Below are 24,145 nucleotides of genomic sequence, written 5' to 3'. Positions count from 1 at the left end.
ACATCCTTGAAGATTGCTGTCGTCGATCATGAGCAGACCCATCGTCGGTACGCGGACCCGTGGTCGACACCGCGCTGCCCGCGACGGTGCCCGCAACCGCCGCCACGAATGTCGCGGTCAGCTGGACGCCCGGGACGGGTGGCACCGCGGTGACGGGCTGCTACGTCACCCGACACTCCGGTACCACGACCGCGGCGGCTTGTGCGAGCAGCCCCGTCACACTGCTCACGGCCGCCACCTGTACCGACGCCGCGGTCCCCGACGGGACCTACACCTACGTCGTGACCGCTGCCTACGTGTCGTGGACCACCGCCAGCATCGCGAGCGCCGCCGCGATCGTCGTCAACGCCAGCGCGCTCGTCCTCACCGGCCCACCCACCGACACTCTCGCGGGCGACACGATCGCACCGCGGTGACCGTCGCCCTCCGAACGGCCGGCGACGCCGCGTTCCCGGCGGCCGGCTACCTGGTGACCGTGGCGATCGGTACCAACCCCGCCGGTGGAACCCTCACCGGGACCACCGTGGTCGCCACCGATGACAACGGTGTCGCATCCTTCGGCGACCTGTCCATCGACACACCCGGGACCTACACCCTGACGGCCACCAGTCCCGGCCTGATCTCCGCGACCAGTGCGGCGTTCACGATCACCGCGGCTTCTCTGCTCGGCGCCGCACAGGGGTACTCGCGCCGCGGCCACCGTGGTGAACACGGGCGCGACGACGCTCCTGCGACGCCGGCGACTACGTCCTGCGCGGCATGAGGATGCTCGTGGAACGGACCCTGGGTCCGGACGGATCATCGCCCTTCGCCGGAGCGTCCACCGGCTTCAACAACAAGGCAACCAACCAGGACGCCTGCCAACGCGCCGTCATCCATCTGCTCTACACCGCAAACCCTGCCTGAACGGCGGTCGCGAAGCGCGTCGGTGCGGTCAGGTCGAGCATCTGCCACCCAAGATGTGGACCGGGGCCAAACCTGGCCATCTCCAGGACAGCGCCGACTGTCCGGTCCGCCGGTCACCGCGCCCCGTAGTGCGTGCGTGCCGGGTTCGTGATGAGGTTGTGCGGTGAGGACACCTGACATCGCCGGGGGCCGTTGATGCCCGGGGTCGTGGAGGCTGGGACGTGGGGGCTGGTCGCCGGTGCCGCGCTGGTGGTCGGTGCGGCGGTCGGCTTCCTGCTGCGGGTGCCCGGGAAGGTCATCGCGACCGTGATGGCCTTCGGCGCCGGGGTGTTGCTGTCGGCGGTGTCGTTCGAGCTGATCGCCGAGGCGCACGAGCAGGTCGGTCTCGCTCCGACCGCACTCGGCGCGACGGTGGGGGCGCTGCTGTACACGGGCGCGAACGTGCTGCTCGCCCGCCGTGGCGCGCGGCACCGGAAGCGGTCGGGCGGGCAGCAGCCGTCGGAGTCGGAGCGGGCCGGTTCCGGCACGGCCATCGCGCTGGGGGCGTTGCTCGACGGGGTGCCTGAGTCGATGGTCATCGGCACCAGCCTGCTCGGCGGCGGTGCGGTGAGCGTGGTGACCGTCGCCGCCGTGTTCATCAGCAATGTCCCGGAAGGACTGTCCAGCGCGGCGGGGATGCGGAAGGCGGGGCGGTCACCGGCGTACGTCTTCGGGCTGTGGACCGGGATCGCGGTCATCAGCGCGCTGGCCGCGATGTTCGGCTACGCGGTGCTGGGCGGGGCGCCACCGGAGGTGCTCGCCACGATCACCGCGCTGGCCGGTGGCGCGATCCTCGCGATGGTCGCCGACACCATGATCCCGGAGGCCTTCGAGGACGCCCACCTGCTGATCGGGCTGGTCACGGTGGCCGGCTTCCTCGTCGCGTTCACGCTGTCCACATTGGAGTGAGCGACAGGCCGTCGACGACCGTCGCGCTCTTCTCGGGGTTGAGGAACCGCAGCCCCATGAAGTTGTCACCCGCCGTGAAGCCCGGCAGCGCCCACACTTCCTCGTACGGGATCCACACCGGCCGGTACGACCGGAAGCTGTAGACGTTGCGCCACAGGCACCGCGCGGGATCGGGCCGCCACAGCCGGCGGGCGAACTCGTCGTTGCGGAGCACGCGGCCGACCGTGCCGACCGCCCGCACGTGCTTCTGGCCGGTCAGCAGCACGACGTCGTCGGCGGCCAGCGTGTCCATCTTCCTGTCGTGCTGGGGAGTCGCGCCCCAGAACCGCGCCAGGCCGTCCGGGTGCTCGTCGTCCAGCGCGGCTCTCTCGGCCGGGGTAAGCACTTCGGCGTAGCGGGGCTCGCGGAAGGGCACCGGGTGGTCGAGGGTGTCGGCCCAGTGCCGCCGCGCCTCGGTGGTGCCGTACGAGGGCTGGATGATGACCCGCATGCGCTACCCGTCCAGGTCCAGCAGTGTGCGGCCCAGGTTCGGCCGGTGCGGCGTGGCGGCGACCATGACGACTCCCGTTCTCGCGTGCCGGGTGAAAGCGTGCCCGCTCCAGGGTGGGGACAAACGCACTCGGCGGCACCTGGTGGGCCTTGACGACACCACTCGGGTGATCGCCGGCGAGGCGGTCGTCGAAGCCGACCCGGGAGCGGACGAGCACCCTGTCGTCCGTGAGAAGAGGCCGGGCCCGCGACGTTGCCGAACGTTGGCCCGCCGAGTTCCCGAACGGTTCCCCGCCTCGGTTACGGTCGCCAGGTGCGGTGTTCACGGTGCTTCGCCATGGAACGACGTAGTCACTCCGCGTGCTTGATCGACTCCGCACCGAAACGTGACATGACGACGCGACGAGCCTTGACCTCGTCCCGACGCCCGCTGCCGGCGCCGGCCACGCGGGCCGTCCCGACGCCGGTCGGCGGTCGGACGCCGCGCCGCCAACTCTCGCGACATCCGACGACGAGTGCGGCCGAACCGCACGCCGGAAACGATCATGCCGGAAAGGACGCGGGGCGGAGCGGACACCGTGAGGCGCGTTTCCAACCGCGTCTGGTTCGGCCGGTCGCGGTGCCCCGCTGTTCCGGCGACCCGACTCTCCCGCTCGTCACCGCGACAATCTCTCCAGCGGTGCACCGGAATACCCGATGGCAAAACCTCGCTCTGCCACCGCGACGGACCGTGTGTTCGGCTCGGGCATCCGACCCGGGCAGCACCCGCACGCCCCGATCCAGTACGGCACAACGCTTTCCTTGTCGTAGCGCCTCTTCGGGAGACCCACGGACTGATGAACAGCATGCGCACCGCGCCGTCCTCGCCTGCCCAGTTGGTCACGAGTGCCGCTCGTTGCCACTCCCCCGCCACCGCGATCGGCAACACGCCGGTCCTGTGGATCGGCGAACCCTTCTGCTCAGCCGGCCGGGGCTTCTGGGCCAAGCTGGAGGGCCACAACCCGGGCGGCATAAAAGACCGCGCCGCCCTGCACATGGTGGCCAGGGCCAAGGAGCGGGGCGACCTGACACCGGGCGCGCGGATCGTCGAGTCCACCAGCGGCACGCTCGGGCTCGGTCTCGCGCTCGCCGGCATCACGCTGCGACATCCGGTCACGCTGGTCACCGATCCCGGTATGGAGCCGATCGTGCGCCGCATGCTGGCCGCCTACGGCGCGCAGGTCGAGATCGTCGCCGAACCGCATCCCGCGGGTGGTTGGCAGCAGGCTCGCCGTGACCGCGTCCAGGAGGTGCTCAACGGACAGCCGAACGCGTGGTGCCCGGACCAGTACCACAACCCGGACAACGTTTCCGCGTACCGGCCCCTCGCGCTGGAGCTCGTCGCCCAGCTGGGCCGCGTGGACATCCTGGTCTGCTCGGTGGGCACCGGCGGCCATTCGGCCGGCACCACCCACGTGCTCCGCGAGTACTTCCCGCACGTGCGGCTCGTGGGCGTGGACGCGGTGGGGTCGACCATCTTCGGTCAACCAGCCGGCGCCCGCCTGATGCGCGGGCTGGGTTCGAGCATCTACCCACGCAACGTGGACTACGGTGCCTTCACCGAGGTCCACTGGGTCGCCCCCGGTGAGGCGGCCTGGGCGTGCCGACGGCTCGCCGCCACCCATCACGCGAGCGGCGGGTGGAGTGTCGGTGCCGTCGCCCTCGTCGCCGGCTGGCTCGCCAGGACGAGCGAGCCGGACGCCCGGATCGCCGCGATCCTCCCCGACGGTCCACACCGCTACTTCGACACGATCTACAACGACGAGTACTGCACGGAACACGGGCTGCTCGACGAACCGATCCCGCTCGTACCGGACACCATCGGCTCGCCGTCGGACCGGGTCGTCCAGCGGTGGACACGCTGCACCGACGTGTCCGCGCCGGCGGGGGCCGCGCGATGAGGCGGCTGTTCTCCGAGTTCCGGTCGTTCGACCGGCCCAGCCGGCTGTTGATGCTCAACCAGTTCACCATCAACGTCGGCTTCTTCATGCTGATGCCCTACCTCGCGGGCTACCTCGCCGGCCCGCTCGGTCTGGCCGGCTGGGCCATCGGGCTGGTGCTCGGCATGCGCAACTTCTCCCAGCAGGGCATGTTCCTCCTCGGCGGCACGCTCGCCGACCGGTTCGGCTACAAGCCGCTGATCGTCGCGGGCTGTGTCCTGCGCACCGCCGGCTTCCTGCTGCTGGGCGTGGCGGATTCGCTACCCGCGCTGGTGGCGGCCTCGGCCGCCACGGGATTCGCCGGAGCGTTGTTCAACCCCGCGGTGCGGGCCTACCTCGCCGCCGACGCCGGCACGCGGCGCGTCGAGGCGTTCGCCCTGTTCAACGTCTTCTACCAGGGCGGCATCCTCGCCGGCCCACTCCTCGGCCTCGCGCTGACCGCGGTGGACTTCCGGCTGACCTGCCTCGCCGCCGCCGCGGTCTTCACCGCGCTGACCGTGCTGCAGGTCCGTGCGCTGCCACCCCGGACGACGACCGGCGAGCGGCGCTCGGTGCTGGGCGACTGGCGGATCGTGGTGTCCAACCGGCCCTTCCTGCTCTTCGCCATCGTGATGATCGGCTCCAACGTCCTGTCGTTCCAGGTCTACCTCGCCCTCCCATTGCAGGCCAAGGAAATCGCCGGCTCAGGAGTGGCCGGGACGGCCCTGGTCACAGCCCTGTTCGCGGTGTCCGGCCTGCTCGCGATCGCCGGACAACTCCGCATCACGGCATGGGCCCGCACCCACTGGCAACCCGGCCGGTGTCTGGTGGTCGGCATGGCGGTCCTTTCCGCGGCCTTCCTGCCGCCGGCCCTCGCGGCGGGTTCCGCCACCGCACTCGTACTCGCCGCGATCCTGCTTTCCCTTGGCACACTGGTGGTGTTCCCGTTCGAGATGGACACCATCATCCGGCTGTCCGGCAACCACCTCGTCGCGACCCACTACGGCTTCTACAACACCGTCGTCGGCGTGGGCATCATGCTCGGCAACCTCTTCACCGGCACCGTGTTCGACCTCGCCCGCGACGCCGGCATGCCGCAACTTCCGTGGACCGGACTCGCGCTCATCGGCCTGGCCTGCGCGCTCGGCCTTCGCCTGCTCGAACGCGGCCGAACACTGTCCCCGGTGCCGACCGCCGGGTAGCCGACAAACCGCCGTCGAACCCGACGGGCATCACAGTCTCCTGGAGCTGGCGGCGGCAGCTCGGCGGGCGGGCCGGACATCCGTGAGTGAGGCCGGCTTCGAGGTGGCGGAGTCCGAAGCCGCATGCGTCGCCAGGACGACATGGTCAAGGTGCTGGTCACCGCCGACCGGCTCCGGTGGGATGCCAGCCCGCTGACCGTGACCACCTCCGACCCGGCGACCGCCTGTGGCGACGCGGCCCAGCGCCGCCACCGCGCCCCGTCCGCGCCGGTCGGGTCCTATCCGCCGTTGATCAGTGTGCGGGCCTTGGCGGCGATTGGTTGGGCGGTGCCGAGTTCGTAGTTGCCGAGGACCACGCACACCCAGCCCTGGTCGGGGTATACGGCGTAGTCGGTCGACTCGCCGCCCGTGCTGCCGCCGTCCATCCAGTAGGACCACTGGTTCGCGTCGTCGAGGTTCGCCATTCCGCAGTAGGTCTTGAAGCCGATGCCCGGCACGGGCGTCGGGACGCCTCCGCCGGGTGGGCCGATGACCTTGCCGACCGGGATCTTCGGGCCGAGGGTGAGCTGGGTGAACGCGGGTGTCAGCAGCCGGTTGCCCACCAACGCCCGGGCCAGGCGGGCCATACCCGCGCACGTGGCGAACGCGCCCGTGTGGCCGGTGCCGACGAACGCGTGCTGGCCGAGAACGTCGGCCCGGGGGCCGCCCGACAGCGGTGGCGCGTACGGCCGGGCGATCCGCCGGTCGTCGTGCCAGGCCGTCCTGGTGTAGAAGTCCGAGTCGTGCATGCCGGCGCGGCGGAAGACGTTCTCCCGCAGGTAGTCGGAGAGCGACTGACCTGACGCGTTCGTCACGATTTCGCCGAGCAGGTGGTACGCGGAGTTGCTGTACAGGTGGCGCGAACCGGGCGGGAAGGCCAGTGTGGACTGCCGGATGATGTCCGTGCAGCCGTCTCGCACGGCCTGCTCGGCCGTCCAGCTCTGCTGGGCGTCCTGGTAGGCCCGCGTCTGCATGAAGTCGCCCAGTCCCGAGGTGTGGGTGAGCAGGTGGTGGATCGACACCGTCTCCGCGATCTCGCTGGGAAAGCCGGAGACGTGCTGCCCGAGCCGGTCGGTGTGGGCGAGCTTGCGGTCCTGCGCGAGCTTGCCGATCGCGACGCCGGTGAGCAGCTTGGTCACCGAGGCGAGCCCGAAGATCGTGTCCGGTCCGTTCGGGATGGACAGTTCCCTGTTCGCCATGCCGTACGAACGCGCCAGCACCGGCCGGCCCCGGTGAGTGACGAGGAAACTGCCGGAGAACTGGTCCTTCGCCGCCAGGTCGGTCGCGAACCGGTCGAGCTCGCCGCCGGGTTTCAGGCCGGCGGGGATCCCGTCACCGGTCGCCCGGCCGCTGGCTCCCGCGGCACCGGCGAACGCCGCGATCGCGCCGGTGGCTCCCGCGGCGCCCGCGAAGCCGAGGACAGCACGCCGGGATGGTTGGTAGGTCATGCGTCTTCTCCTTGCCACGTAACGACAACGGCCACAGGTCTACCGACCGGCGGCTATCGGGCGCGGTTCGTGCCGCCATATGTGATCCATATGTCCTGGCCGGCATACTTCGCGCATGCGGGTGCTGCTGGTCGAGGACGAGCAGCCGTTGGCCGGGTACATCGCGGTCGGGCTGCGTCGGCACGGTTTCGCCGTCGACGTCGCGTTCGACGGTCGCGTCGCGCTGGACAAGTGCGCGGTCAACCCCTACGACGTCGTGGTGCTGGACCGGGATCTGCCTTCGGTGCACGGCGACGTCGTCTGCCGGCGGTTGGCCGAGGACGGGTCGGCCCGGGTCCTGATGCTGACCGCGTCCGGCGCGGTCGAGGACCGGGTCACCGGGCTCACGCTCGGGGCCGACGACTACCTCGGCAAGCCGTTCGCCTTCTCCGAGCTCGTCGCTCGCGTGCATGCGTTGGGGCGGCGGGCTTTCCCGGCCCGGCCGCCCGTACTGCGGGTCGCCGATCTCGTGCTCGACCCGGCGCGGCGCACGGCCGAGCGGGGTGGGCGGATGTTGCGGCTCACGCCCAAGGAGTTCGGGGTCATGGAGCGGCTGCTCACCGCGGACGGGGACGTCGTCTCGGCCGAGACCCTGCTCGACGCCGTGTGGGACGAGTTCGCCGATCCGTTCACCAATGCCGTGCGGATCACCGTCGGGACCCTGCGGCGCAAGCTCGGCGAGCCGCCGCTGATCCACACCGTGACCGGGGCCGGCTACCGGGTCCTGCCGTGTTCCGGTTGAGTGCCCGGGCACGGTTGACCTGGGTGCATGTCGGGATCGTGCTCGGCGCCGGCGTCCTGCTGATCCTGTTCACCTACGTACTCCTGCTGCACGGGCCGCGGCGAGTCGTCCTGCTGCGGTTGTCGCCCTCCCCCGGAGACGCGTCCGTCGACATCAGTGGGGCGGTCCGGCATGACCTCTCGTCGTCCTTTCTTGTCTGGGCCGGGATTTCCCTGCTGGGCGTGCTCATCCTCACCGCCTTCGTCGGCTGGGTTCTCGCCGGGCGGATACTGCGACCCGTCCGGGTCATCTCCGCCACCGCTCACCGGCTCTCCCTCGAGAACCTTTCCGAGCGGGTTCCTGTCTCGTCGCCGGCGGACGAGCTTTCCTCGCTGGCCCTGACCATCAACGGGATGCTCGAACGGGTTCAGCGCGGGGTGGCCGAGCGGGACCGGATCCTGGACAGTCAGCGGATGTTCACCGCGGCCGCGGCGCACGAGCTGCGGACGCCACTCGCCACCATGCGCACGGCCATCGACGTCACACTCGAAGGCCGACCCTCCAACGCCGAGCTGACCGCCATGGCCGCGGATGTCCGCACGGCGGTCGACCACAGCTGGCGCACGCTGGACGGGTTGCTCATGTTGGCCCGCAGCCAGGTGGGAGTCGCCGACCCCCGGCCGGTCCCGCTCACGTCGCTCGTCGCCGGCGCACTGGCCGGTCTCGCGGACCGGACCGTCTCGGTTCGGTCCGAGCTGCGGGACGTGTCCGTCGTCGGGGATCCGGTCCTGTTGGAACGGCTCTGCCGCAACCTCCTGGACAACGCCGTTCGGCACAACGTCTCCGGCGGGTGGGTTTCGGTCGGTGTCTCCGCCGTCTCCGGCACCGCCGTTCTCCGGGTCGTCAACTCGGGGGTCGTGGTCCCACCCGACCGCGTGCCCGCGTTGACGGAACCGTTCGTTCGCGGAGACCGGGTCCGGAGTGACGGGGCCGGTCTGGGGTTGGCCATCGTCTCGGCCATCGTCACCGCGCACTCCGGCGAGATCCGGTTCGTCACCAGGGAAGAAGGCGGACTGGACGTCACCGTTCGGTTCCCGCCAACCGGATGAGCTTCCGGCGGTCACCCGGTGGCGGCCAGTTGCTCGACCTCCCTGAGCACCAGGGCGGGGTTGTCCTTGGGGACGTCGTGTGAGCTCGCATGGGCGGTGACGAGCGTCCGGCCGGGTCCGGCGGCCACGAACTCGGCGGCCGCGTCCCGCCAGTGCTGTGCGTCCTGTGGGGAGCCGTCGAAGGGCGTCTTCTCCGACACGATGACGGTGACAGGGACGCGGTCCGGCCAGGAAACCTGGTGGTACGCCTGGTGAGTGGGCCCGAAGTTCTCGGCGGTGGCGATGAGCTGACGGTTCTCCTTCGTCGACGGCTGCTTCTCGAGTGCCTCGATCTGCGGGGCGGTGAGCGCGACGATGCGTTGGATCTGCGTGTCGGTGAAGAACTGCGGCAGGTTGGCGTCGACGAGCACGGCCCCGGAGAGCACGTTCGGGTTCGCGCGGGCGAAGTAGGTGGCGACCTCACCCGCCTGCGAGTGGGACACGAGGATCACGTCCCGGGTGATGCCGAGCTCACGCAGCCCGGCATGCAGGTCGGCGGCGGCGGCCCGGCCGTCCCAGCGGCCTTTCACCTCGTCGCTGGCACCCATGCCGGCCCGGTCGTAGGTGATGATCCGCGACCCGGTGGCCCGCGAGAGCCGAGGCAGCAGGGTGTTCCAGTAGGAGGAGTCCTCGCCGCCGCCGGCGTCCAGCACGAGGGTGGGCGAATGCCCGGGGGTGACGTGGAACGCGAGCCGGTGTCCGTCGTTGGCGATCATGTGCAGGCCCGCCGAGGGGGTCGCTTCCGGCGCCGCCGGATCACCGCACGCGGCGACCGCCCCCACCACGACGACAGGCAGGACGATGGCGAGCGCGGCCCGCCGGAATCGAGACATTCTCCGCGTGGTCATGGCGATGACCCTCCACGGTTTCCCGCTCTCGCTCGATCCCGCTGACCACCCAACCGGAACGGGGGTTACCCCCACCCCGTCTTCGCCGCGAACTGTTCCGGCACGTAGGCCCACTCGACGAGCCGGCCCGGCCACGCCTCGCCGCCTTCCACGCGACCTGCGAGGCAAGTTCGTGCTTCGCGACGCGGGCCGGGGACACCGCGGGCGCGGCGGTCGGTACCCCCCGGACGGCCGGTTGTCCCGGGCGGGAGTCCGCCCGGGACAACCGGTTCCGGGTCAGCAGACGGTGAAGTTGAAGCCGTTGCCGGCATCCTGGACGAAGGCCGTGGAGATGAACCCGACCTGGTTGTTGGCGTGGTTGAGGACCAGGTTCCAGTTGCCGCCCCACGGGGTCGTGGTGTTCGGCATGTAGCAGATGTCCGCGATGTCGTCCTTGGTCGGCCAGTTCGCGTTGGCCATTCCCTGGTTGCAGTTGGTGGCCGGGCACTGGAACAGGCTCGCGGTCGGAATGCTGACGTGGACGCCGACTCCGACGCCGGTCACGCCCACGGCCTGCGACGGTGTGGCGGTGCCCTGGCTGATCGCCGCTGCCTTGCTGTTGGCCGAAGGCGCGGGCGCGGCCGCGGCGGGCTGGGCGCTCGGCGTGTCGGGCTGGGCGTCGGCGTTGGCGGTCAACGGGATGGCGATGGCGAACACCGTCGCAACCGCGGCGACGAGCATTCTTCTGGCATTCATCGGTGACTTCCTCCCCAGTAGTATCGATCACTTTAGTGACCGTGACCGCTGATTCGGTCACTTGAATGATGACCGTAAGGTGTGGCGACTGTCAACAAGATGCCGCTGGCACGACGTACGATCGTCTTACTGACCAAGCGGCCCCGGGAGGGTGGGGAGATGACGCAGGAGGCCCCGCACACCTTGGCCGACAAGCTGAACTACCTGTTCAGCACGGCGCATCCCAAGGACCGCGGCCCCTACACCCACCAGGAGGTCCACGCGGCGACGTCCGTCTCGCCGTCCCTGCTGTCCGCGCTGCGCTCCGGCAAGGCCACCAACCCGACCAAGGACACCTTGGCACGGCTCGCCCGGTTCTTCGGCGTGGATCCCGCCTACTTCTTCGACGACCAGGCCGCCGAGCAGACGGCCGCGCAGTTGGGACTCCTCGCCGCGCTGCGGGACACCGGGGTCGCCCAACTCGCCATGCGGGCCGCGGGGTTGTCCGCCGAGAGCCTGGATTCGATCAGGACGACCGTCGAACGCATCCGGCAACTCGAGGGCCTCGACGACTGACGGGACTTCGATAGCATCGGTGTTCGGAGGGCTGGGGGAACACCATGGCGATGTGGGGTGCGAACTTCCGCGGGCTCGTCCGCCGGTGCCGCGGCGTCGTCGACGGCCTGGATGTCCCGGATCCCTTCGACGTCCGCGAAATGTGCCGGCGAGCGAGTAGACAGCGCGGCCGGCCGATCCTGGTCGCGCCGCTCGCGCTGGCCGCCGCGGCGCCGTGCGGCCTGTGGCTGGACGCGCACGGGACGGACTACATCTTCTTCGAGGCCAACACTTCGCCGATGCATCAGGATCACATCATCCTGCACGAGCTCGGCCACGTGCTCTGTCACCGGCACGGCGGTGGACTGGACGACGACACGCTTCGAGCACTCTTCCCGGACCTGGACCTGAACCTCGTGCGTGGCGCGCTCGGCCGGACCCGTTATTCGGCCGTCGAGGAAAGGGAGGCGGAGATCTTCGCCGGCCTGGTCCTCGGCCGGGCCTGGCGGGCTCCCGTCGCGGCCGAACCCGCGGAGAGCTCGTCGGATCCGGACGCGCACGACGTCCTGCGCCGGTTCGTGTCCGGAGTGGAGGAATAGGCGACGGTGGTCAGCAACGCCATCCTGTTGACCCTGATCGCCGCGGCCGCGGTCGCGCTGGCCGTCGACGTGGTCCGCTGGGTCCGGATCGCCGGAGTCGATCCCGACCGGGCCCGCAGGCTGCGCACGGCCGTCGCCTTCCGCCTGCTGCTGGCCGTCTGCCTGGCACTGGGGCATCCGCGCACCTACCGGTTCGTGGCCGGGTGGTTCGGCGTACCCGCGCTGCCCCAACTGCTTCAGCACCTGGCCGCGCTCGCCGTGGCCCACCACGTGCAGGGCCGGGTGTTCGGCCTGGTGCTGCCGCACGAGCGGGCACGCGCCGCCACCCGTGCCTGGGCGGTCGTCATGCTGCTCGCCATGGCCGGCCTGATCACGTTCTATCTGTTGGGCCCGCTGCAGAACCACCTACCGGACATGGCGTCCGATCGTGCCAGAAGCCCGTTCGTCGTCGAGTACCAACTGATCGTCGTGGGCTATGTCGGTCTCACCGCCGCGAGCCTGCTCCGGTTCGGCACCCGCTACGGCCGGCACGCGGCGCCCGGGCCGCTGCGCACGGCGCTGTACCTGGTCGGTGCCGGCGGCGGGCTCGTGGTCCTGTCCCTCGTCGACCGCTTCGTGCACCTGATCGTCATCGCGGGCGGCGGCAGCCTCCCGTGGCGCGAGACCGGCATCGGCGCCGCCCAGTTGTACCTGCTCGGTCCCGCGACACTGTCGCTCCTGCTGGGCCTCACGATGCCACGATGGCACCCGAGGCTGTCGACGTGGCGCCGGCGGCGGCGCTGGTACCGGCACCTGCGACCGCTGTGGCTCGCCGTCTACCGCGTCGACAACGACATCGCGCTCCTCCCGCCCCGCCCCGAGCTCGTCGAGGCGCTGACGATGCACCGCATCGGCTTCCGGCTTCACCGGCGGGTGATCGAGATCCGCGACGCACTGGTCGGGCCGCTGCGTGACTACCTCGACCCGGAGGTGCTCGACCAGGCCCGGCGGCTGGCCACCGTCAGGGGCCTTGCCGAGCCGGCTCGTTCCGCCGCGGCGGAGGCGGCCTGCATCGCGGCGGCCCTGCGGTCGCGCGAGCGCCGCGAACCCGCACGCCCCGGCCAGCCGACCGTGCTCACGACCGAGGCGACCGACCTGGACGCCGAGGCGACCTGGCTGGCCGCCATCAGCCGCGCCATGCGGACCTCGGAGGTCGTCACCGCGACCCTCGGGTGACTCGGCGGCCCCAGCGAACCGGCTACGGCGATCCGTCGGGGTGGGGCGGGGGCGGGAACAGCGGCGGCAGGAACCGCAGCATGAGCGTGGACCACACGAGGTGGGTGATCATCGAGGCCTGGATGCCGCCGGTGGCGTGGCGTTGCACCGCGAACACCGTGCCCAGCACCGCGGAGGCGGCGACGAGCATCGGGTTGCGGGTGGCGGTCGTCGCGAGCACGTAGGTCGCGGTGGACACCGTGATCGGCGCGGTCGGGCCAGCGATCGCCGCGTACAGCGCGCCGCGGAAGAACACCTCCTCCGCCGCGCCGTTCAGCAGGGTGGTGGCCAGCACCGGGCCGTTGCTCCCTCGGTGGGCGTAGGCGAGGACCGACGTCAGCATGCGGTTGAGCGGCGGGATGCCGCGACACACCAGCGCGCACCCGTAGAACGGCACGAACACCGCCACCCCGAGCAGTGCGGGCACCAGCACCGGCCGCCGGAGCCGGTCGCCGTGGCCTACCGACCGGCCCAGGTGGAGCGGCCCCGACAGCAGGCTCCCCGCGATCCACGTCGTCGCGGTCGCCGTCGTGAGCCGGTAGAACCGGGGCGAACCCGGCACGGTCGACAGCGAGACCCCGAGCAGGCCCGCGCCGGTGACCGCGGTGACCGCGACCACCCTCCTCCTGCGCCGCCGCACCGCCACGGTCTCCCGCTCGGCGGCCGGGACCCGCGGGAACAGTGCGCGTAAGGGCCGCGTCATCCCGCCCTCGTCTCCCTGGCGCGCTCCTCCAGCGCGGCGAGCACCGCGTCGTCGAAACCCATCGGCTCGTACGGCACGACCTCCTCGATGCCGTGGTCGTGCACCACCACCTCCGTGTTCATCGAGTCGATCAGGCTGCGGCTGGTGTGCGCGTCGACGCCGGCGAACAGTGCGACCCACCGCGCGGACAGCCACGTGACGGGCCCGACCATCGGCACCAACGCCGGCAGCATCGGCAGGTACCGGCCCTCGATGACCGCGAGCCTGCGCATCATGTCCAGGTAGGAGTACACGTCCGGACCGCCGATCTCGAACACCCGCCCCAGTGCGCCCGGCGCGTCGAGCACCCGGACGAGGTAGTGCACGACGTCGGCCACCGCGATCGGCTGGCACCGGGTGCGCACCCACTGCGGCACCACCATCAGCGGCAGGCGCTCCACGAGCTTGCGCGTCATCTCCCACGAGATGCCGCCGTGCCCGATGATGATGCCGGCCCGCAACGTCGTGACCGGTACACCGGCCTCGCCGAGCAGCGACTCGACCTCCCGACGGCTGCTCAGGTGCTCGGACAGCTCCCCGCCTTCGGCGCCGAGGCCCCCGAGGTACACGATCCGCTCGGTCCCGGCGGCCTTGGCCGCCTTCGCGAACGCCCGCGCCGCCTCGGCGTCGCGCTCGGCGAACCGCCGGTCGTTCAGCGAGTGCACGAGGTAGTAGGCCGCCGTACAGCCCTCGAGGGCCGCGCGCAGCGAGTCCGCGTCCCGCACGTCGCCGTACACGGGCTTGCCCGCGCCCCGGTAGTCGTCGACCCTGCGGGTCATCGCCCGCACCTCGTGTCCCTCCGTCACCAGGGCGGCACCCAACCGCCGCCCGATGAACCCTGACGCACCCGTGACCAGTACCTGCATGACCCCAGCCTGCTCGATCACCGGCCATCCCACCCGTCGAGCACGCCATGAGACCCATCCGGGTGTAGGCGGCGGTCACCGAAGGCGAAAGCGAGCCGCTACGCGTCGTAGTCCTCGCCGGCCGCTAGCGCAGTGCGGCGGGGATGAGCTCGCCGTGGGCCGCGAGCAACTCGTCGCACATCGCCTCGGCCTGGCGGGTGGTCAGCACGGCGGCGGCGTTCGGGTCGAGCAGTACTGCCTGGTGCACGTGCCGCCGGTCGCCGTCCAGCACGGCGCGCACCGTCAGCTCGACGACGTTGAGGAACGTGCGGTTGAGGGCCGCGAGCTGGGGTGGCAGGGCGCCGACCGATCGCGGATGCGGCCCGGACGCGTCGACGACGGCCGGTACCTCCACACAGCACTCGTCGGGCAGGTTGCTGATCAGCCCGTCGTTGCGGACGTTGAGGTAGATCTCCCGCGCGACACCGGTCTGGTGCGCGTCGATGAACTCCGACGCGAGCTCCGAGGTCGGCGTCAGCGTCAGCGGTTCGCCGCTCGCCAGCTCCCTGCGGGTGCCCTCGAACTCGTCGAGGTTGCGCTCGGACCGGCGCAGGTACTCGCCGACCGGGATGCGGAAGTGCTCGATCTCGTCGTCGTGGCGCATGAACCAGGGCACGTACTCCGCACCGTGCTCGCTGGACTCGGTGGGGAAGTAGCCGAAACGGCGGAAGATCTCGACCCGGACCCTGCGCCGCAGCTCGGGATCGGCGTCGATCGCCGCGCGCAGCTTGGGATACAGATCGGTTCCGTCGTGCTCGAAGCGAAGCACGAACGCCTGGTGGTTGAAGCCGGCGGTCAGGAAGTCCACCTCGGACACCGGCAGGCCGGCGATCCCGGCGAGGAAGCGGTGGGTGTCCCGGACCGAGTGGCACATCCCGAAGACCCGGTCGAACGGCGTCCCGGCGTAGACCGCCCACGGCAGCATCGCCATCGGGTTGCTGTAGTTCAGCAGGTACGCGTCCGGCGCCACCTTCGCCAGCTCCTCGCCGATCGCCATCAGCACCGGGATCGTGCGCAGGCCACGGAAGACGCCGCCGACACCGATCGTGTCCGAGATGGTCTGGCGGACGCCGTACCGCGCGGGGATGTCGAAGTCCGTTCGCGTGGCCCGGTAGCCGCCGACCTGGATCTCGTTGATGACGTAGTCCGCGCCCTCGACCGCGGCCTGCCGATCGAGGCTCGAGCCCACCCGGGCGCCCGCGCCGGTTTGCTCGTTTATCCGCCGTACCAACGCTTCCGCGTAGCCGAGCCGCTCTTCGTCGATGTCGTGCAGCATCAGTTCCAGCTGCCCGTGCAGTGCGGTGAGCCCGCACAGGTCGGTGACGACGTTGCGGGTGAACTCGACGCTGCCCGCACCGATGAATGCCACCTTGGTCATGCTCGCACTATAGACACCGACTGCGCGAAGCAAACAATGATTTGCCTCAAACGCGCAGTTCTTTGCTGTTTGCTGCGCAATTGATCACGCGGTGCTCAGACGAGCGTGACCTCGCAGCCGAGCGCCCGGATCGCGCCGATCTTGGCCTCGTCGGCGCGGTCGTCGGTGATCAGCAGGTCCACCTCGCCCATCTCGCACACCCGCGCGAGCGCGACGCGACCGATCTTCGTGGCGTCGGCCAACACGATGGTCCGCCGCGCGCGCCGGCGCATCACTCCGTTCGCACGCGAACCCGCCGGGTCGTAGTTCGTACAGCCCGCCTCGGCGTCGACCCCGTCCACGCCGACGAACGCGACGTCGAGGTTGTACTCGGACAGGAAGGTCTCGGCGGAGTGGCCCACCGCCTCCTGGCTGCTGCTGCGGATCTCCCCGCCCGCCGAGAACACCCGCAACCGCGGGTTGTCCAGCAGGTGCAGCGCGACGTTGAGGGCGTTGGTGACGACGGTGAGCCCCTCGTGTTCCAGCAGCAGCCCCGCGAACTCGGTGACCGTGGTGCCGCCGGTCACCCCGATGACCCTGGCGCCGGCCAGGTGCTTGCGTGCCTCGTGCGCGATCTTGCGCTTCTCGGTAAGGTCCTGCGTGGTCTTGTAGCTCAGCGGCAGGTCGTTGAACGCGGCGTGGATCGTGGCGCCGCCCCGCGTCCGGCTGACCAGCCGTTGCTGTTCGAGCAGCTCGAGATCGCGCCGGATGGTCGCATGCGACACGTCGAACATCTCGGCGAGCTCCGGAACCTCCAGTGACCCGTGCGCGACCACAGTGGACAGGATCTGGTTGAGCCGTTGGTTGCGCCGCATGGCGCCGAGCGTATCGCACGAACAAGCAAAGTGCGCATACCTCCTGCGTACTGCGCGCAATTTGCGCACTGGACCGGTGTTACCTGGTTTTAACCGCAACAAAGCGGATAAATCGGACTTCGCCGTGTTGACCAGTCCATGAACGCGTGCCATAGTCCAGACCAACATTCGGACCGATCATCTAACGCGCAGATATTTGCGCATTTCGTGACCGAAATGCTCGGAGTTTGCCGGCTCGTCGGTCCCAGTTGTGAGAGGCGTCGCCCATGTTCTCCTCCCTGCGAAGGAATGTCCGGCTGACAGCCGGCATCGCCGTCCTGTCCAGCCTCGCCGTGTTGAGCACCGCGTGCGGGGCCGACGACAGCGGCGCGTCCGAGCAGACCAGCGGCGTCACGATCAACGTCACCCTGGGGGCCCAGCCGCCGCCCCAGGCGGCGCTCGACGCGTTCACGAAGTCCACCGGCATCAAGGTGAACTGGACGAACCTCGACTGGGACAGCCTGCAGACGAAGATCGCGGCGGCCGCCACCGCGAAGACCTACTTCGCGGACGCGACCGACGTCGACTGGTCGCGGGTGGGCCAGCTGGGCAAGCTCAACTGGTTCTACCCCATGGAGAACTACCTCGACACCAAGGCGCTGACGGCGGACATGCCGCAGCTCTCGTCGTTCACCACCGACGGCCACGTCGTCGGCATCCCGTATGACGCGTCGTTCCTCGTGGCCACGGTCAACAAGAAGATGTTCGCCGACGCCGGCATCACGACGATGCCGACGACGATCGACCAGTACACGCAGAATCTGAAGCAGATCAAGCAGAAGGGCGTCGTCCAGTATCCGCTGAACATCCCGTTCGCGGCGGCCGAGGGCCTGTCCACCTACTGGTACCAGACCACCGCGGCGTTCGGCGGCAAGGTGCTGGACAAGGACGGCAAGCCGCAGTTCACCGGTCGCGGTTCGGCTGGGTACAAGGCGGCACAGTGGATGGTCGACGCGCTGAAGCAGGGCCTCGTCGCGCCCGGCAACATCAACGTGACCGACAGCCAGGGACAGCAGACCCTGATGGCGCACGGGCAGACCGCCAGCGTGTTCGGTGACTACTCCGGCAACGTCGGCAGCCTGTACGACGTGCCGGCCTCCTCGACGGTCGTCCACCAGGTCACCTACCTGCCGACGCCCGGTGTGGACGGGCCCGCGCCGAACATGAGCAACCCCGACGGCATCGGCATCCCCGTGAACGCCAAGTACCCGAAGGCCGCGGCGAAGTTCATCGACTGGTTCACCTCGGCGAAGAACCAGGCCGACTTCGCCGGCCTGAACGGGCCGGACAAGGCGTGGACGGCCTACGCCATGCCGTCGCGGCTCAGCGCCGTCGAACAGCTCAACAAGAACGGCAACATCATCGGCGGGGACACGCTCGCCGAGCTGCTGAAGTCCCAGGCCCGGCCGGTGTTCCCCGGTGGCGCCCCGAAGTGGTACCCACAGTTCTCCACCGCCGTCTACTCGAACCTGCACTCCGCCGCGACGGGCGCGATCTCGGTCGACACCGCGATCAAGACCATCGCCGACACCGCGGACCGGCTGGCGAGCGGTCAGTGACCGGTACCCGGCTGCCGACCAGGCCGGTGACGACCAGCGAAACCAGCCCGGGGCAACGAAAGAAGCGCCGCCGGTTCGATCTCCTACCGTATGTGCTGGTCGCGCCGCTGGCGGTGTTCATCGTCGGCCTCGCGCTGGTGCCGGCGGGCTTCACGGTCGTGGAGTCGTTCTTCAAGGTCGACACCCTCGACCCGCCGACCCGGTTCATCGGCCTGGGCAACTTCCGGCAGATCTTCCTCGACCCGCTACTGCGCACCACCGTCGTCAACACGCTCGGCTACGTCGTGATCGGCACCGCGTTGTCCACCATCCTGGGCATCGCGATGGCGGTCACGCTCCAGCACCGGTTCGCCGGACGCTCGTTGCTCATCGCGATCCTGGTGCTGCCGTGGGCGCTGCCCGGTGTCGTGGAAGGCATCGTGTGGACCGGGATCTGGGACGCGAACACCGGCCTGTTCAACAGCGTGCTCACGTCCCTGCACCTGATCGACCACTACCAGGTCTTCCTCGGCCAGAACCGGTGGCTGACGATCTTCCTGATCGAGATCGTGCAGGTGTGGCAGATAACGCCGCTGTCGGCGCTGCTGGTGTTGGCCGCGCTGCAGAACATTCCCGGCGACCTGTACGAGTCCGCCCGGCTCGACGGCTGCTCGGGCTTCCAGGCGTTCCGGCGGATCACGCTGCCGCTGGCCCGCCCGGGCATCGCGGTCGCGATGGTCCAGGCGGTGATCGCCACCCTCAACGTCTTCGACCAGCCGTACGTGCTCAACGGCGCCGCACCGGCCGGGTCCTCGGTGATGATCCAGACCTACCTCGTCAGCTTCCAGAACCTGAACTTCGGCGAAGGATATGCCTTGTCGCTGCTCGTCACCGCCACCACGCTGCTGATGTCCCTCGGCGTGGTGAAGCTCGTGTACCGGCGGGTGGAGTACTGATGCGCAACCGGATCAAGCTGCGGTGGTTCGGGATCGCGTTCATCGCGCTGTGGTCGCTCGTCCCCATCTACTGGACGATCAACATCAGCCTGCAGGACGAGGCACAGCTCGGCAGCAAACCGGCGCACTACGTGCCACCCTCGCCGACGTTGAAGAACTACGAGACACTGCTCACCGGCCCCGGCCCCGTACCGGGTCAGATCCGCGCCTCCGCGGTCAACATCGTCGTCGAGTGCGCCGCTGCGACCATCGTCACGGTGGTGCTGTCCACCCTCGCCGCGTACGCGTTCGCACGAATGAAGTTCAAGGGCCGCAACGTCCTGTTCTACGCGACGCTGGCGACGATGGCCTTCCCCGCGTACACGACGCTGATCCCGCTCTACCAGATCCTCACCGAGTTCAGCCTCGTCAACACCTACACCGGCATCGTGTTGGTGTACGTCTCCGGCTTCCTCCCGCTGGCGACCTGGATCATGTACAACTACCTGCAGAGCCTGCCCGCCTCGCTCGAGGAGGCGGGACTCGTCGACGGTGCGCACCGGATGCAGGTCTTCTGGCACGTGCTCCTGCCACTCGCCCGCCCCGGCATCATCTCGACGGCCATCATCACGTTCCTGTTCTCCTGGACGCAGTTCCTCTTCCCGCTGGTGCTCTCCACCGACCTGTCCACCCAACCGCTGACCGTCGTCGTGCAGGCACTGCAGGGACAACACGTGGTACCGACGACGTTGCTGAGCGCCGCCGGCGTGCTCGCGATCGCCGTGCCCGCCATCATCGGCTTCACCCTCAACCGCTACATCGTCAGCGGACTGCTCGCGGGAAGCGTCAAATAGCGCCGGTAGGTCGTGCGCCCTTCGCTTCGCGGGATCAGTCCCGCAGCTCCTCGGCGGTGAACGAGCGCCGCTCGGTGAGCTGGGCGAGATGTGTTTCCAGGGTCGCGAGCTGTTCGGGTCCTATCCGGGCCGCCCAGCGGCTGCGCACGTCGTCGAACAGCGCACCGCCGACGGCCATCAGCTCGCGGCCCCGGGGGGTGACCCGCACCCGCTTGCGGCGTGCGTCGCTCGGGTCGGGTGCGCGGTCGACGTAGCCGAACTGCTCCAGGGCGGCGATGGTCTGCGCGGCGGCCTGCTTGGTGACCGACAGCCGGCGACCGAGCTCGGAGGCGGTGTCCGCGCCCGCGTCCACGGCGCGCAGGGCGAACTCGTGGACGGGGCGGACACCGTCGTGGCCCCGCTTCGCGAGCTCCACGTTCACCTCGTCGACCATCGAGTGGAACCCGCCGAGCAGCAGAAGCGCGAGCTCGGCGCCGCTGGACTGCGCCATGACGTCGATCATACGAGGACCACCGAGATGGACAAGTCACTTGTCCATGTTCTACAGTTCGACAAGGAACTTGTCCATCTGTTCGGAGGAACCCTCATGGATCGCCTCGCGTCCACCATCCCCGGTGTCGACCACCACCGTGTCAGCGTCAACGGCACCGAGCTGCACTACGTGACCGCCGGCAGCACCGGGTTTCCCGTACTGCTGGTTCACGGCTTCCCGGAGACCTGGTGGGTCTTCCACCGGCTCATCCCCCTGCTGAGCGAGCACCACCGGGTGTTCGCCGTCGACCTGCGTGGGTTCGGCGACTCCGCGACCGCGGGCCCCGAGCACGACAGCGCGACCTCGACGAAGGACCTCAGCGACCTGATCGCCTGGCTGGACGTGGGCCCCGTCCACCTCACCGGCCAGGACATCAGCGGCCCCACGACGTTCCGGGTCGCCGCGAGCCACCCCGAGCTCGTCCGCAGCTACACCGGGATCGAGACCGCACTCCCGGGATTCGGCGCCGAGTCGCTCGCCGACGTCACCCACGGCGGCGCCTGGCACATCGGCGTCCTCGCCGCCCCCGGCATCCCGGAGCTGCTCCTCACCGGACACGAGCGTGCGTTCCTCACCGACTACGCGATCCCCTCCCTCGCCGCGAGCCCCGACGCCTTCACCGACACCGATGTCGACGAGCTCGTCCGCTCCTACACGCGACCCGACGCGTTCGCCGGCGCCGCCGGCCTGTACCGGTCCCTGCTCGCGGAGGGCGAGGAGCTTCGCACGCTCGCGGCCGGCAAGCTGACCATGCCCGTCCTCGCGGTGGCGAGCTTCTCGGACCTCACACCCGCGACGTTGCGGCAGGTCGCCACGAACGTGACCACGGTACGAATCGACGGGATCGGCCACTACGTGGCGATGGAGGCCCCCGACCAGCTCGCGGCCGCCCTCCGCTCCTTCTACAAGGAGATCGACGGGAAGTGACACGCTGTCGCCGGACGCATGCGTCGACGTTCTCCGGCGCGCATGAGCGCCGGTCGGATTCCCTGCTTTTCTGGGCCCAACGGCCGGTGTTAGGTTGCCGCGGTGCGGTTCTGGGGTTGGTGTGGTGTTGTTCTGGTCGCGTCGCTGGTGTCCGCGTGTTCGGGAAGTGGGGGAACCGACAGCGGCGGCGCGACCGCCACCTCCGAGGCGGCGTGGGCCACGCCCGACGGCAAGGTGCCCTCGTCCTCGGCGAAACGTCCGTCGGAGTTGTCCCTGGACGGCGTCACCTCGTGTGACCTGCTCACCAAGGACCAGCGTGACGGGTTCGGGTTGACCGGCGCGCAGACCAGCAAGTTGAGCTCCACCTGGTCGACCAACTCCTGTACGACCTGGGACGCCGACAGGGTTCGCTCCGCGTCGGTGACCGCGGTCTCCACCGAGGGGATCGAGGCCTTCTACCGCGGCCGGTTCACCAACATGCGGTACAAACCGACCGTGGTGCGCGGATTTCCCGCCCTGTACTACCGGTTCGACAACGCCGAACACGCCTGCTACCTGGCCGTCGACGTGGCCGACGGGCAGCTTGTCGACGTGGCATACGGCGCCGGCGACGCGAAGAAGTCTGCAGCGTCGCAGGACGAGGTGTGCGACACCGCCTTCCAGGTGACCGAGGTGGCGATGGACACCCTGCTCAGGAGCCAATGACCCGCGCACCGCGGCCGTCGGCGCGACACTCCGTCCGGCATACCAGTCCCGCTAGCCGGTACGGGTCATGTCGAGGACGACCTTGCCCCGCCGGGGCGGTCGTGCGGCCGTCTCGTGTGCCTGCGCTGCCCGATGGGCCGGGTAGGTGGCCCGGACCGGCACGCGGAACCGGCCCTGGCCGGCGAGTGCCGCGGCTGGCGCGAGTCCGTGGACGCCGTCGGGCTGGCCGCCCAGGCGGCCAGTGGACAGCCGAACTCCGTACGTGGCCGCGTCGAAGTCGGCCAGGGTGACGACGTTGTCCGCGGTGCCGGCGAGTTCGATCAGCTCACCCAGCGACCCGGCCCCCGCGACGTCGAGTGCCCGGTCGACCGGAGCGGCGGTCAGCGGGCGGATCCGGGCGGGCAGACCGGGCCCGTAGTCCACCGGTTCCACCCCCAGCTCCCTGAGGAACTGGTGGCTGGCCGGACGCGCGGTGCCGATCACGCGGGCACCGCGGGCCACCGCGAGCTGCACGACGGTGCTGCCGACGCCGCCGGCCGCACCGTCGACCAGCAGTACCGTGTCGTCCTGGATGCCGAGCAGGTCGAGGGCGCGGGTCGCGGTCTCGACGCCGGTGCCCGCCGCGCCGGCCTCGGCCCACGTCATGCCGTGCGGTTTGTGCGTCCAGAAGTCCAGGACCGCGTACTGCGCGCTCGCCCCGCCCAGCCGTGCCACGTCGACCGCGCCGAAGACCTCGTCGCCGACGGCGTAGTCCGTCACCTCGGCGCCGGTCTCGTCGATCACTCCGGCGGCGTCGACACCGGGAACGTGCGGCAGGGTGAGGTTCCTGCCCGCGGGAGACGAGCCCTCGCGGAGTGCGAGGTCGACGGGCGAGACCGCCGCGGTCCTGACGGCGACGCGGACCTGGTGCGGGCCGGGGTGTGGCGCGGGCGCGGTACCCAGGGTCAGGACCTCGGGCGGGCCGAAACGCTCGAACTGCACGGCGAACATGGTCACCTCTCCCGCCCGGACCGTCCGGGCGCTCCGATGGGGTAAACATGGGTTCGGAGCACCTGTTCCGGTCCGGGGAAAGATGAGAGGGACGTGCGGAGAAGTGACTCGGAAAGTCCGGACCGACGCGGCCGGCAACCACGCGCACATCGTCTCGACCGCCCGCGCGGCCATCGCCGCGGACGGGGTGGACCTTCCCATGCGCGAGATCGCGCGGCGTGCCGGCCTGGGCGTCGCGACGCTGTACCGGCACTTCCCCACCCGCACGGACCTGATCGGGGCGGCCCTCGCCGGGCAGGTGGCGGCCTGCCGGGCCGGCATGCGGGCCGCACAGGCGGAGCCGGACGCCTGGAGCGCGCTCAGCGGAGCCATCCGCCAGTTCGCGGAGCACCAGATCCGCGCCCCCGGTCTCAACGCGGTCCTGCTGGGCTCCCACCCGGCAGGTGACGCGTTCCGCGACGACCGGCGCGCCAACGCCGCCGCACTGGAACGCCTCGTCGACCGCGCACACCAGCAGCGGGTCCTGCGGCGAGGTACCTCCCTCGCGGACGTCCGCGTCGTCCTGACGGCGATCTCCTCGCTGCGCCCCACTCCGGCCACACGGCGACCGGACGCGATCCGCACCTTGCTGCCCCTGCTCCTGGCGGGCCTGCGCTCGCCGGATCGCTGAACCGCCGGGCGCGCCGTGTTTTCGTGATCGAGAACTGTCGGGACCTGTGTGGACGGTCAGGCGTTGGTGGGGTCGCCGGTGCGGAAGCCGGCGAAGCTTCCGTTGAGGACCTGTCCGGCCTTCTTGATGAGTTCGGCTTCGGTGAAGGGTTTTTCGAGCAGGACGGTGCCGGGGTCGAGGCGGCCCTGGTTGGCGAGAACAGGTTGGG

Annotated in this window: 28 protein-coding genes; 17 read left to right on the top strand and 11 right to left on the bottom strand. The window is 70.0% G+C overall.

The genetic code is table 11. The annotated features are described in order from the left end of the window. Positions 1 to 59: 59 nt before the first annotated feature. The 4 genes from VET29_RS41940 to VET29_RS41925 all read left to right on the top strand — a co-directional run bounded on the left by VET29_RS41940 (position 60) and on the right by VET29_RS41925 (position 1,854). Positions 60 to 416, top strand: coding sequence for a hypothetical protein (locus VET29_RS41940; RefSeq protein WP_324932421.1), 357 nt, complete (start codon positions 60 to 62; stop codon positions 414 to 416). Further along, entirely contained in the window at positions 413 to 763 is a 351-nt protein-coding gene (locus VET29_RS41935; RefSeq protein WP_324932418.1) for a hypothetical protein, read from the top strand. The genes VET29_RS41940 and VET29_RS41935 overlap by 4 nt, the downstream gene beginning before the upstream one ends. A gap of 8 nt (positions 764 to 771) precedes the next feature. Then, positions 772 to 906, top strand: coding sequence for a hypothetical protein (locus tag VET29_RS41930; protein WP_324932415.1), 135 nt, complete (start codon positions 772 to 774; stop codon positions 904 to 906). Positions 907 to 1,101: 195 nt separating this feature from the next. Beyond that, on the top strand, positions 1,102 to 1,854 hold the full coding sequence (locus tag VET29_RS41925) for a ZIP family zinc transporter (protein ID WP_324932413.1): 753 nt from the start codon (positions 1,102 to 1,104) through the stop codon (positions 1,852 to 1,854). Here the strand turns inward: VET29_RS41925 and VET29_RS41920 are convergent. Continuing rightward, positions 1,832 to 2,344, bottom strand: coding sequence for a hypothetical protein (locus tag VET29_RS41920; protein WP_324932410.1), 513 nt, complete (start codon positions 2,342 to 2,344; stop codon positions 1,832 to 1,834). The genes VET29_RS41925 and VET29_RS41920 overlap by 23 nt on opposite strands. Before the next feature lie 3 nt (positions 2,345 to 2,347). Continuing rightward, positions 2,348 to 2,473 (bottom strand): hypothetical protein, encoded by a 126-nt coding sequence (locus tag VET29_RS41915; RefSeq protein ID WP_324932407.1) that lies wholly within the window; start codon positions 2,471 to 2,473, stop codon positions 2,348 to 2,350. Between the two features lie 715 nt (positions 2,474 to 3,188). On the opposite strand from VET29_RS41915, the gene VET29_RS41910 reads away from it, so the two are divergent. Together VET29_RS41910 and VET29_RS41905 are read left to right on the top strand one after the other, a co-directional pair. Beyond that, positions 3,189 to 4,283, top strand: a complete 1,095-nt coding sequence (locus VET29_RS41910; protein ID WP_324932482.1) for a PLP-dependent cysteine synthase family protein — start codon at positions 3,189 to 3,191, stop codon at positions 4,281 to 4,283. Continuing rightward, the gene (locus tag VET29_RS41905) at positions 4,280 to 5,503 is read left to right on the top strand and encodes an MFS transporter (RefSeq protein ID WP_324932404.1); all 1,224 of its coding nucleotides are present in this window, start codon (positions 4,280 to 4,282) and stop codon (positions 5,501 to 5,503) included. The genes VET29_RS41910 and VET29_RS41905 overlap by 4 nt, the downstream gene beginning before the upstream one ends. Positions 5,504 to 5,781: 278 nt before the next feature. On the opposite strand, the gene VET29_RS41900 is transcribed toward VET29_RS41905, so the two are convergent. Further along, positions 5,782 to 6,990, bottom strand: coding sequence for a serine hydrolase domain-containing protein (locus VET29_RS41900; protein WP_324932401.1), 1,209 nt, complete (start codon positions 6,988 to 6,990; stop codon positions 5,782 to 5,784). Positions 6,991 to 7,105: 115 nt separating this feature from the next. Between VET29_RS41900 and VET29_RS41895 the strand changes: the two genes are divergently transcribed. Both VET29_RS41895 and VET29_RS41890 read left to right on the top strand, forming a co-directional pair. After that, positions 7,106 to 7,771 (top strand): response regulator transcription factor, encoded by a 666-nt coding sequence (locus VET29_RS41895; protein WP_324932398.1) that lies wholly within the window; start codon positions 7,106 to 7,108, stop codon positions 7,769 to 7,771. Positions 7,772 to 7,794: 23 nt separating this feature from the next. Then, on the top strand, positions 7,795 to 8,859 hold the full coding sequence (locus VET29_RS41890) for a HAMP domain-containing sensor histidine kinase (RefSeq protein ID WP_324932396.1): 1,065 nt from the start codon (positions 7,795 to 7,797) through the stop codon (positions 8,857 to 8,859). An 11-nt stretch (positions 8,860 to 8,870) separates the two neighbouring features. Here VET29_RS41890 and VET29_RS41885 read toward each other — a convergent pair whose 3' ends face one another. Beyond that, a complete protein-coding gene (locus VET29_RS41885; protein WP_324932393.1) occupies positions 8,871 to 9,746 on the bottom strand; it encodes an alpha/beta hydrolase in 876 nt (291 codons plus the stop codon). 276 nt (positions 9,747 to 10,022) lie between these two features. Next, entirely contained in the window at positions 10,023 to 10,481 is a 459-nt protein-coding gene (locus VET29_RS41880) for a hypothetical protein (RefSeq protein WP_324932390.1), read from the bottom strand. Positions 10,482 to 10,640: 159 nt separating this feature from the next. Here VET29_RS41880 and VET29_RS41875 point away from each other — a divergent pair, with 159 nt between their 5' ends. Genes VET29_RS41875 through VET29_RS41865 form a run of 3 tightly spaced genes read left to right on the top strand, consistent with a single transcriptional unit; the run spans position 10,641 to position 12,829 of the window. Then, positions 10,641 to 11,036, top strand: coding sequence for a helix-turn-helix transcriptional regulator (locus VET29_RS41875; protein WP_324932387.1), 396 nt, complete (start codon positions 10,641 to 10,643; stop codon positions 11,034 to 11,036). A 44-nt stretch (positions 11,037 to 11,080) separates the two neighbouring features. After that, entirely contained in the window at positions 11,081 to 11,614 is a 534-nt protein-coding gene (locus VET29_RS41870; protein ID WP_324932384.1) for an ImmA/IrrE family metallo-endopeptidase, read from the top strand. A 6-nt stretch (positions 11,615 to 11,620) separates the two neighbouring features. Then, positions 11,621 to 12,829, top strand: a complete 1,209-nt coding sequence (locus VET29_RS41865) for an MAB_1171c family putative transporter (protein ID WP_324932381.1) — start codon at positions 11,621 to 11,623, stop codon at positions 12,827 to 12,829. A 22-nt stretch (positions 12,830 to 12,851) separates the two neighbouring features. On the opposite strand, the gene VET29_RS41860 is transcribed toward VET29_RS41865, so the two are convergent. The 4 genes from VET29_RS41860 to VET29_RS41845 form a co-directional block, all read right to left on the bottom strand. After that, on the bottom strand, positions 12,852 to 13,571 hold the full coding sequence (locus VET29_RS41860) for a CPBP family intramembrane glutamic endopeptidase (protein WP_324932378.1): 720 nt from the start codon (positions 13,569 to 13,571) through the stop codon (positions 12,852 to 12,854). Then, entirely contained in the window at positions 13,568 to 14,476 is a 909-nt protein-coding gene (locus VET29_RS41855) for an NAD(P)H-binding protein (RefSeq protein ID WP_324932479.1), read from the bottom strand. The genes VET29_RS41860 and VET29_RS41855 overlap by 4 nt, the downstream gene beginning before the upstream one ends. Positions 14,477 to 14,600: 124 nt before the next feature. Next, positions 14,601 to 15,893 carry an alpha-glucosidase/alpha-galactosidase gene (locus VET29_RS41850; RefSeq protein ID WP_324932375.1) on the bottom strand — a complete coding sequence of 431 codons (1,293 nt, stop codon included), beginning with the start codon at positions 15,891 to 15,893 and terminating at the stop codon, positions 14,601 to 14,603. A gap of 95 nt (positions 15,894 to 15,988) precedes the next feature. Continuing rightward, on the bottom strand, positions 15,989 to 16,747 hold the full coding sequence (locus VET29_RS41845; protein ID WP_324932373.1) for a DeoR/GlpR family DNA-binding transcription regulator: 759 nt from the start codon (positions 16,745 to 16,747) through the stop codon (positions 15,989 to 15,991). A 266-nt stretch (positions 16,748 to 17,013) separates the two neighbouring features. Between VET29_RS41845 and VET29_RS41840 the strand changes: the two genes are divergently transcribed. Genes VET29_RS41840 through VET29_RS41830 form a run of 3 tightly spaced genes read left to right on the top strand, consistent with a single transcriptional unit; the run spans position 17,014 to position 20,113 of the window. Continuing rightward, positions 17,014 to 18,345: an ABC transporter substrate-binding protein gene (locus VET29_RS41840; RefSeq protein WP_324932370.1), complete on the top strand. Its 1,332-nt coding sequence runs from the start codon at positions 17,014 to 17,016 to the stop codon at positions 18,343 to 18,345. After that, positions 18,342 to 19,280, top strand: a complete 939-nt coding sequence (locus VET29_RS41835; protein WP_324932367.1) for a sugar ABC transporter permease — start codon at positions 18,342 to 18,344, stop codon at positions 19,278 to 19,280. Before VET29_RS41840 ends, VET29_RS41835 begins: the two co-directional genes overlap by 4 nt. After that, on the top strand, positions 19,280 to 20,113 hold the full coding sequence (locus tag VET29_RS41830; RefSeq protein WP_324932364.1) for a carbohydrate ABC transporter permease: 834 nt from the start codon (positions 19,280 to 19,282) through the stop codon (positions 20,111 to 20,113). Before VET29_RS41835 ends, VET29_RS41830 begins: the two co-directional genes overlap by 1 nt. Before the next feature lie 34 nt (positions 20,114 to 20,147). Here VET29_RS41830 and VET29_RS41825 read toward each other — a convergent pair whose 3' ends face one another. Beyond that, positions 20,148 to 20,603: a MarR family winged helix-turn-helix transcriptional regulator gene (locus VET29_RS41825; RefSeq protein WP_324932360.1), complete on the bottom strand. Its 456-nt coding sequence runs from the start codon at positions 20,601 to 20,603 to the stop codon at positions 20,148 to 20,150. 96 nt (positions 20,604 to 20,699) lie between these two features. On the opposite strand from VET29_RS41825, the gene VET29_RS41820 reads away from it, so the two are divergent. Both VET29_RS41820 and VET29_RS41815 read left to right on the top strand, forming a co-directional pair. Next, on the top strand, positions 20,700 to 21,572 hold the full coding sequence (locus tag VET29_RS41820; protein WP_324932357.1) for an alpha/beta hydrolase: 873 nt from the start codon (positions 20,700 to 20,702) through the stop codon (positions 21,570 to 21,572). Between the two features lie 102 nt (positions 21,573 to 21,674). Then, complete coding sequence (locus VET29_RS41815; protein ID WP_324932354.1) at positions 21,675 to 22,277, top strand: DUF3558 domain-containing protein; 603 nt, start codon at positions 21,675 to 21,677, stop codon at positions 22,275 to 22,277. 51 nt (positions 22,278 to 22,328) lie between these two features. Here the strand turns inward: VET29_RS41815 and VET29_RS41810 are convergent, their stop codons facing one another. Further along, on the bottom strand, positions 22,329 to 23,267 hold the full coding sequence (locus VET29_RS41810) for an NADP-dependent oxidoreductase (protein WP_324932351.1): 939 nt from the start codon (positions 23,265 to 23,267) through the stop codon (positions 22,329 to 22,331). Between the two features lie 103 nt (positions 23,268 to 23,370). Here VET29_RS41810 and VET29_RS41805 point away from each other — a divergent pair, with 103 nt between their 5' ends. Continuing rightward, positions 23,371 to 23,937, top strand: coding sequence for a helix-turn-helix domain-containing protein (locus VET29_RS41805; protein WP_324932348.1), 567 nt, complete (start codon positions 23,371 to 23,373; stop codon positions 23,935 to 23,937). Positions 23,938 to 24,145 lie beyond the last annotated feature (208 nt).

The sequence above is a fragment of the Actinophytocola sp. genome (genome assembly GCF_035634895.1).
GTDB lineage: Bacteria > Actinomycetota > Actinomycetes > Mycobacteriales > Pseudonocardiaceae > Actinophytocola.
Note: the sequence above shows the minus strand (reverse complement) of the source record. Positions and strands in the feature narration are given on the sequence as shown.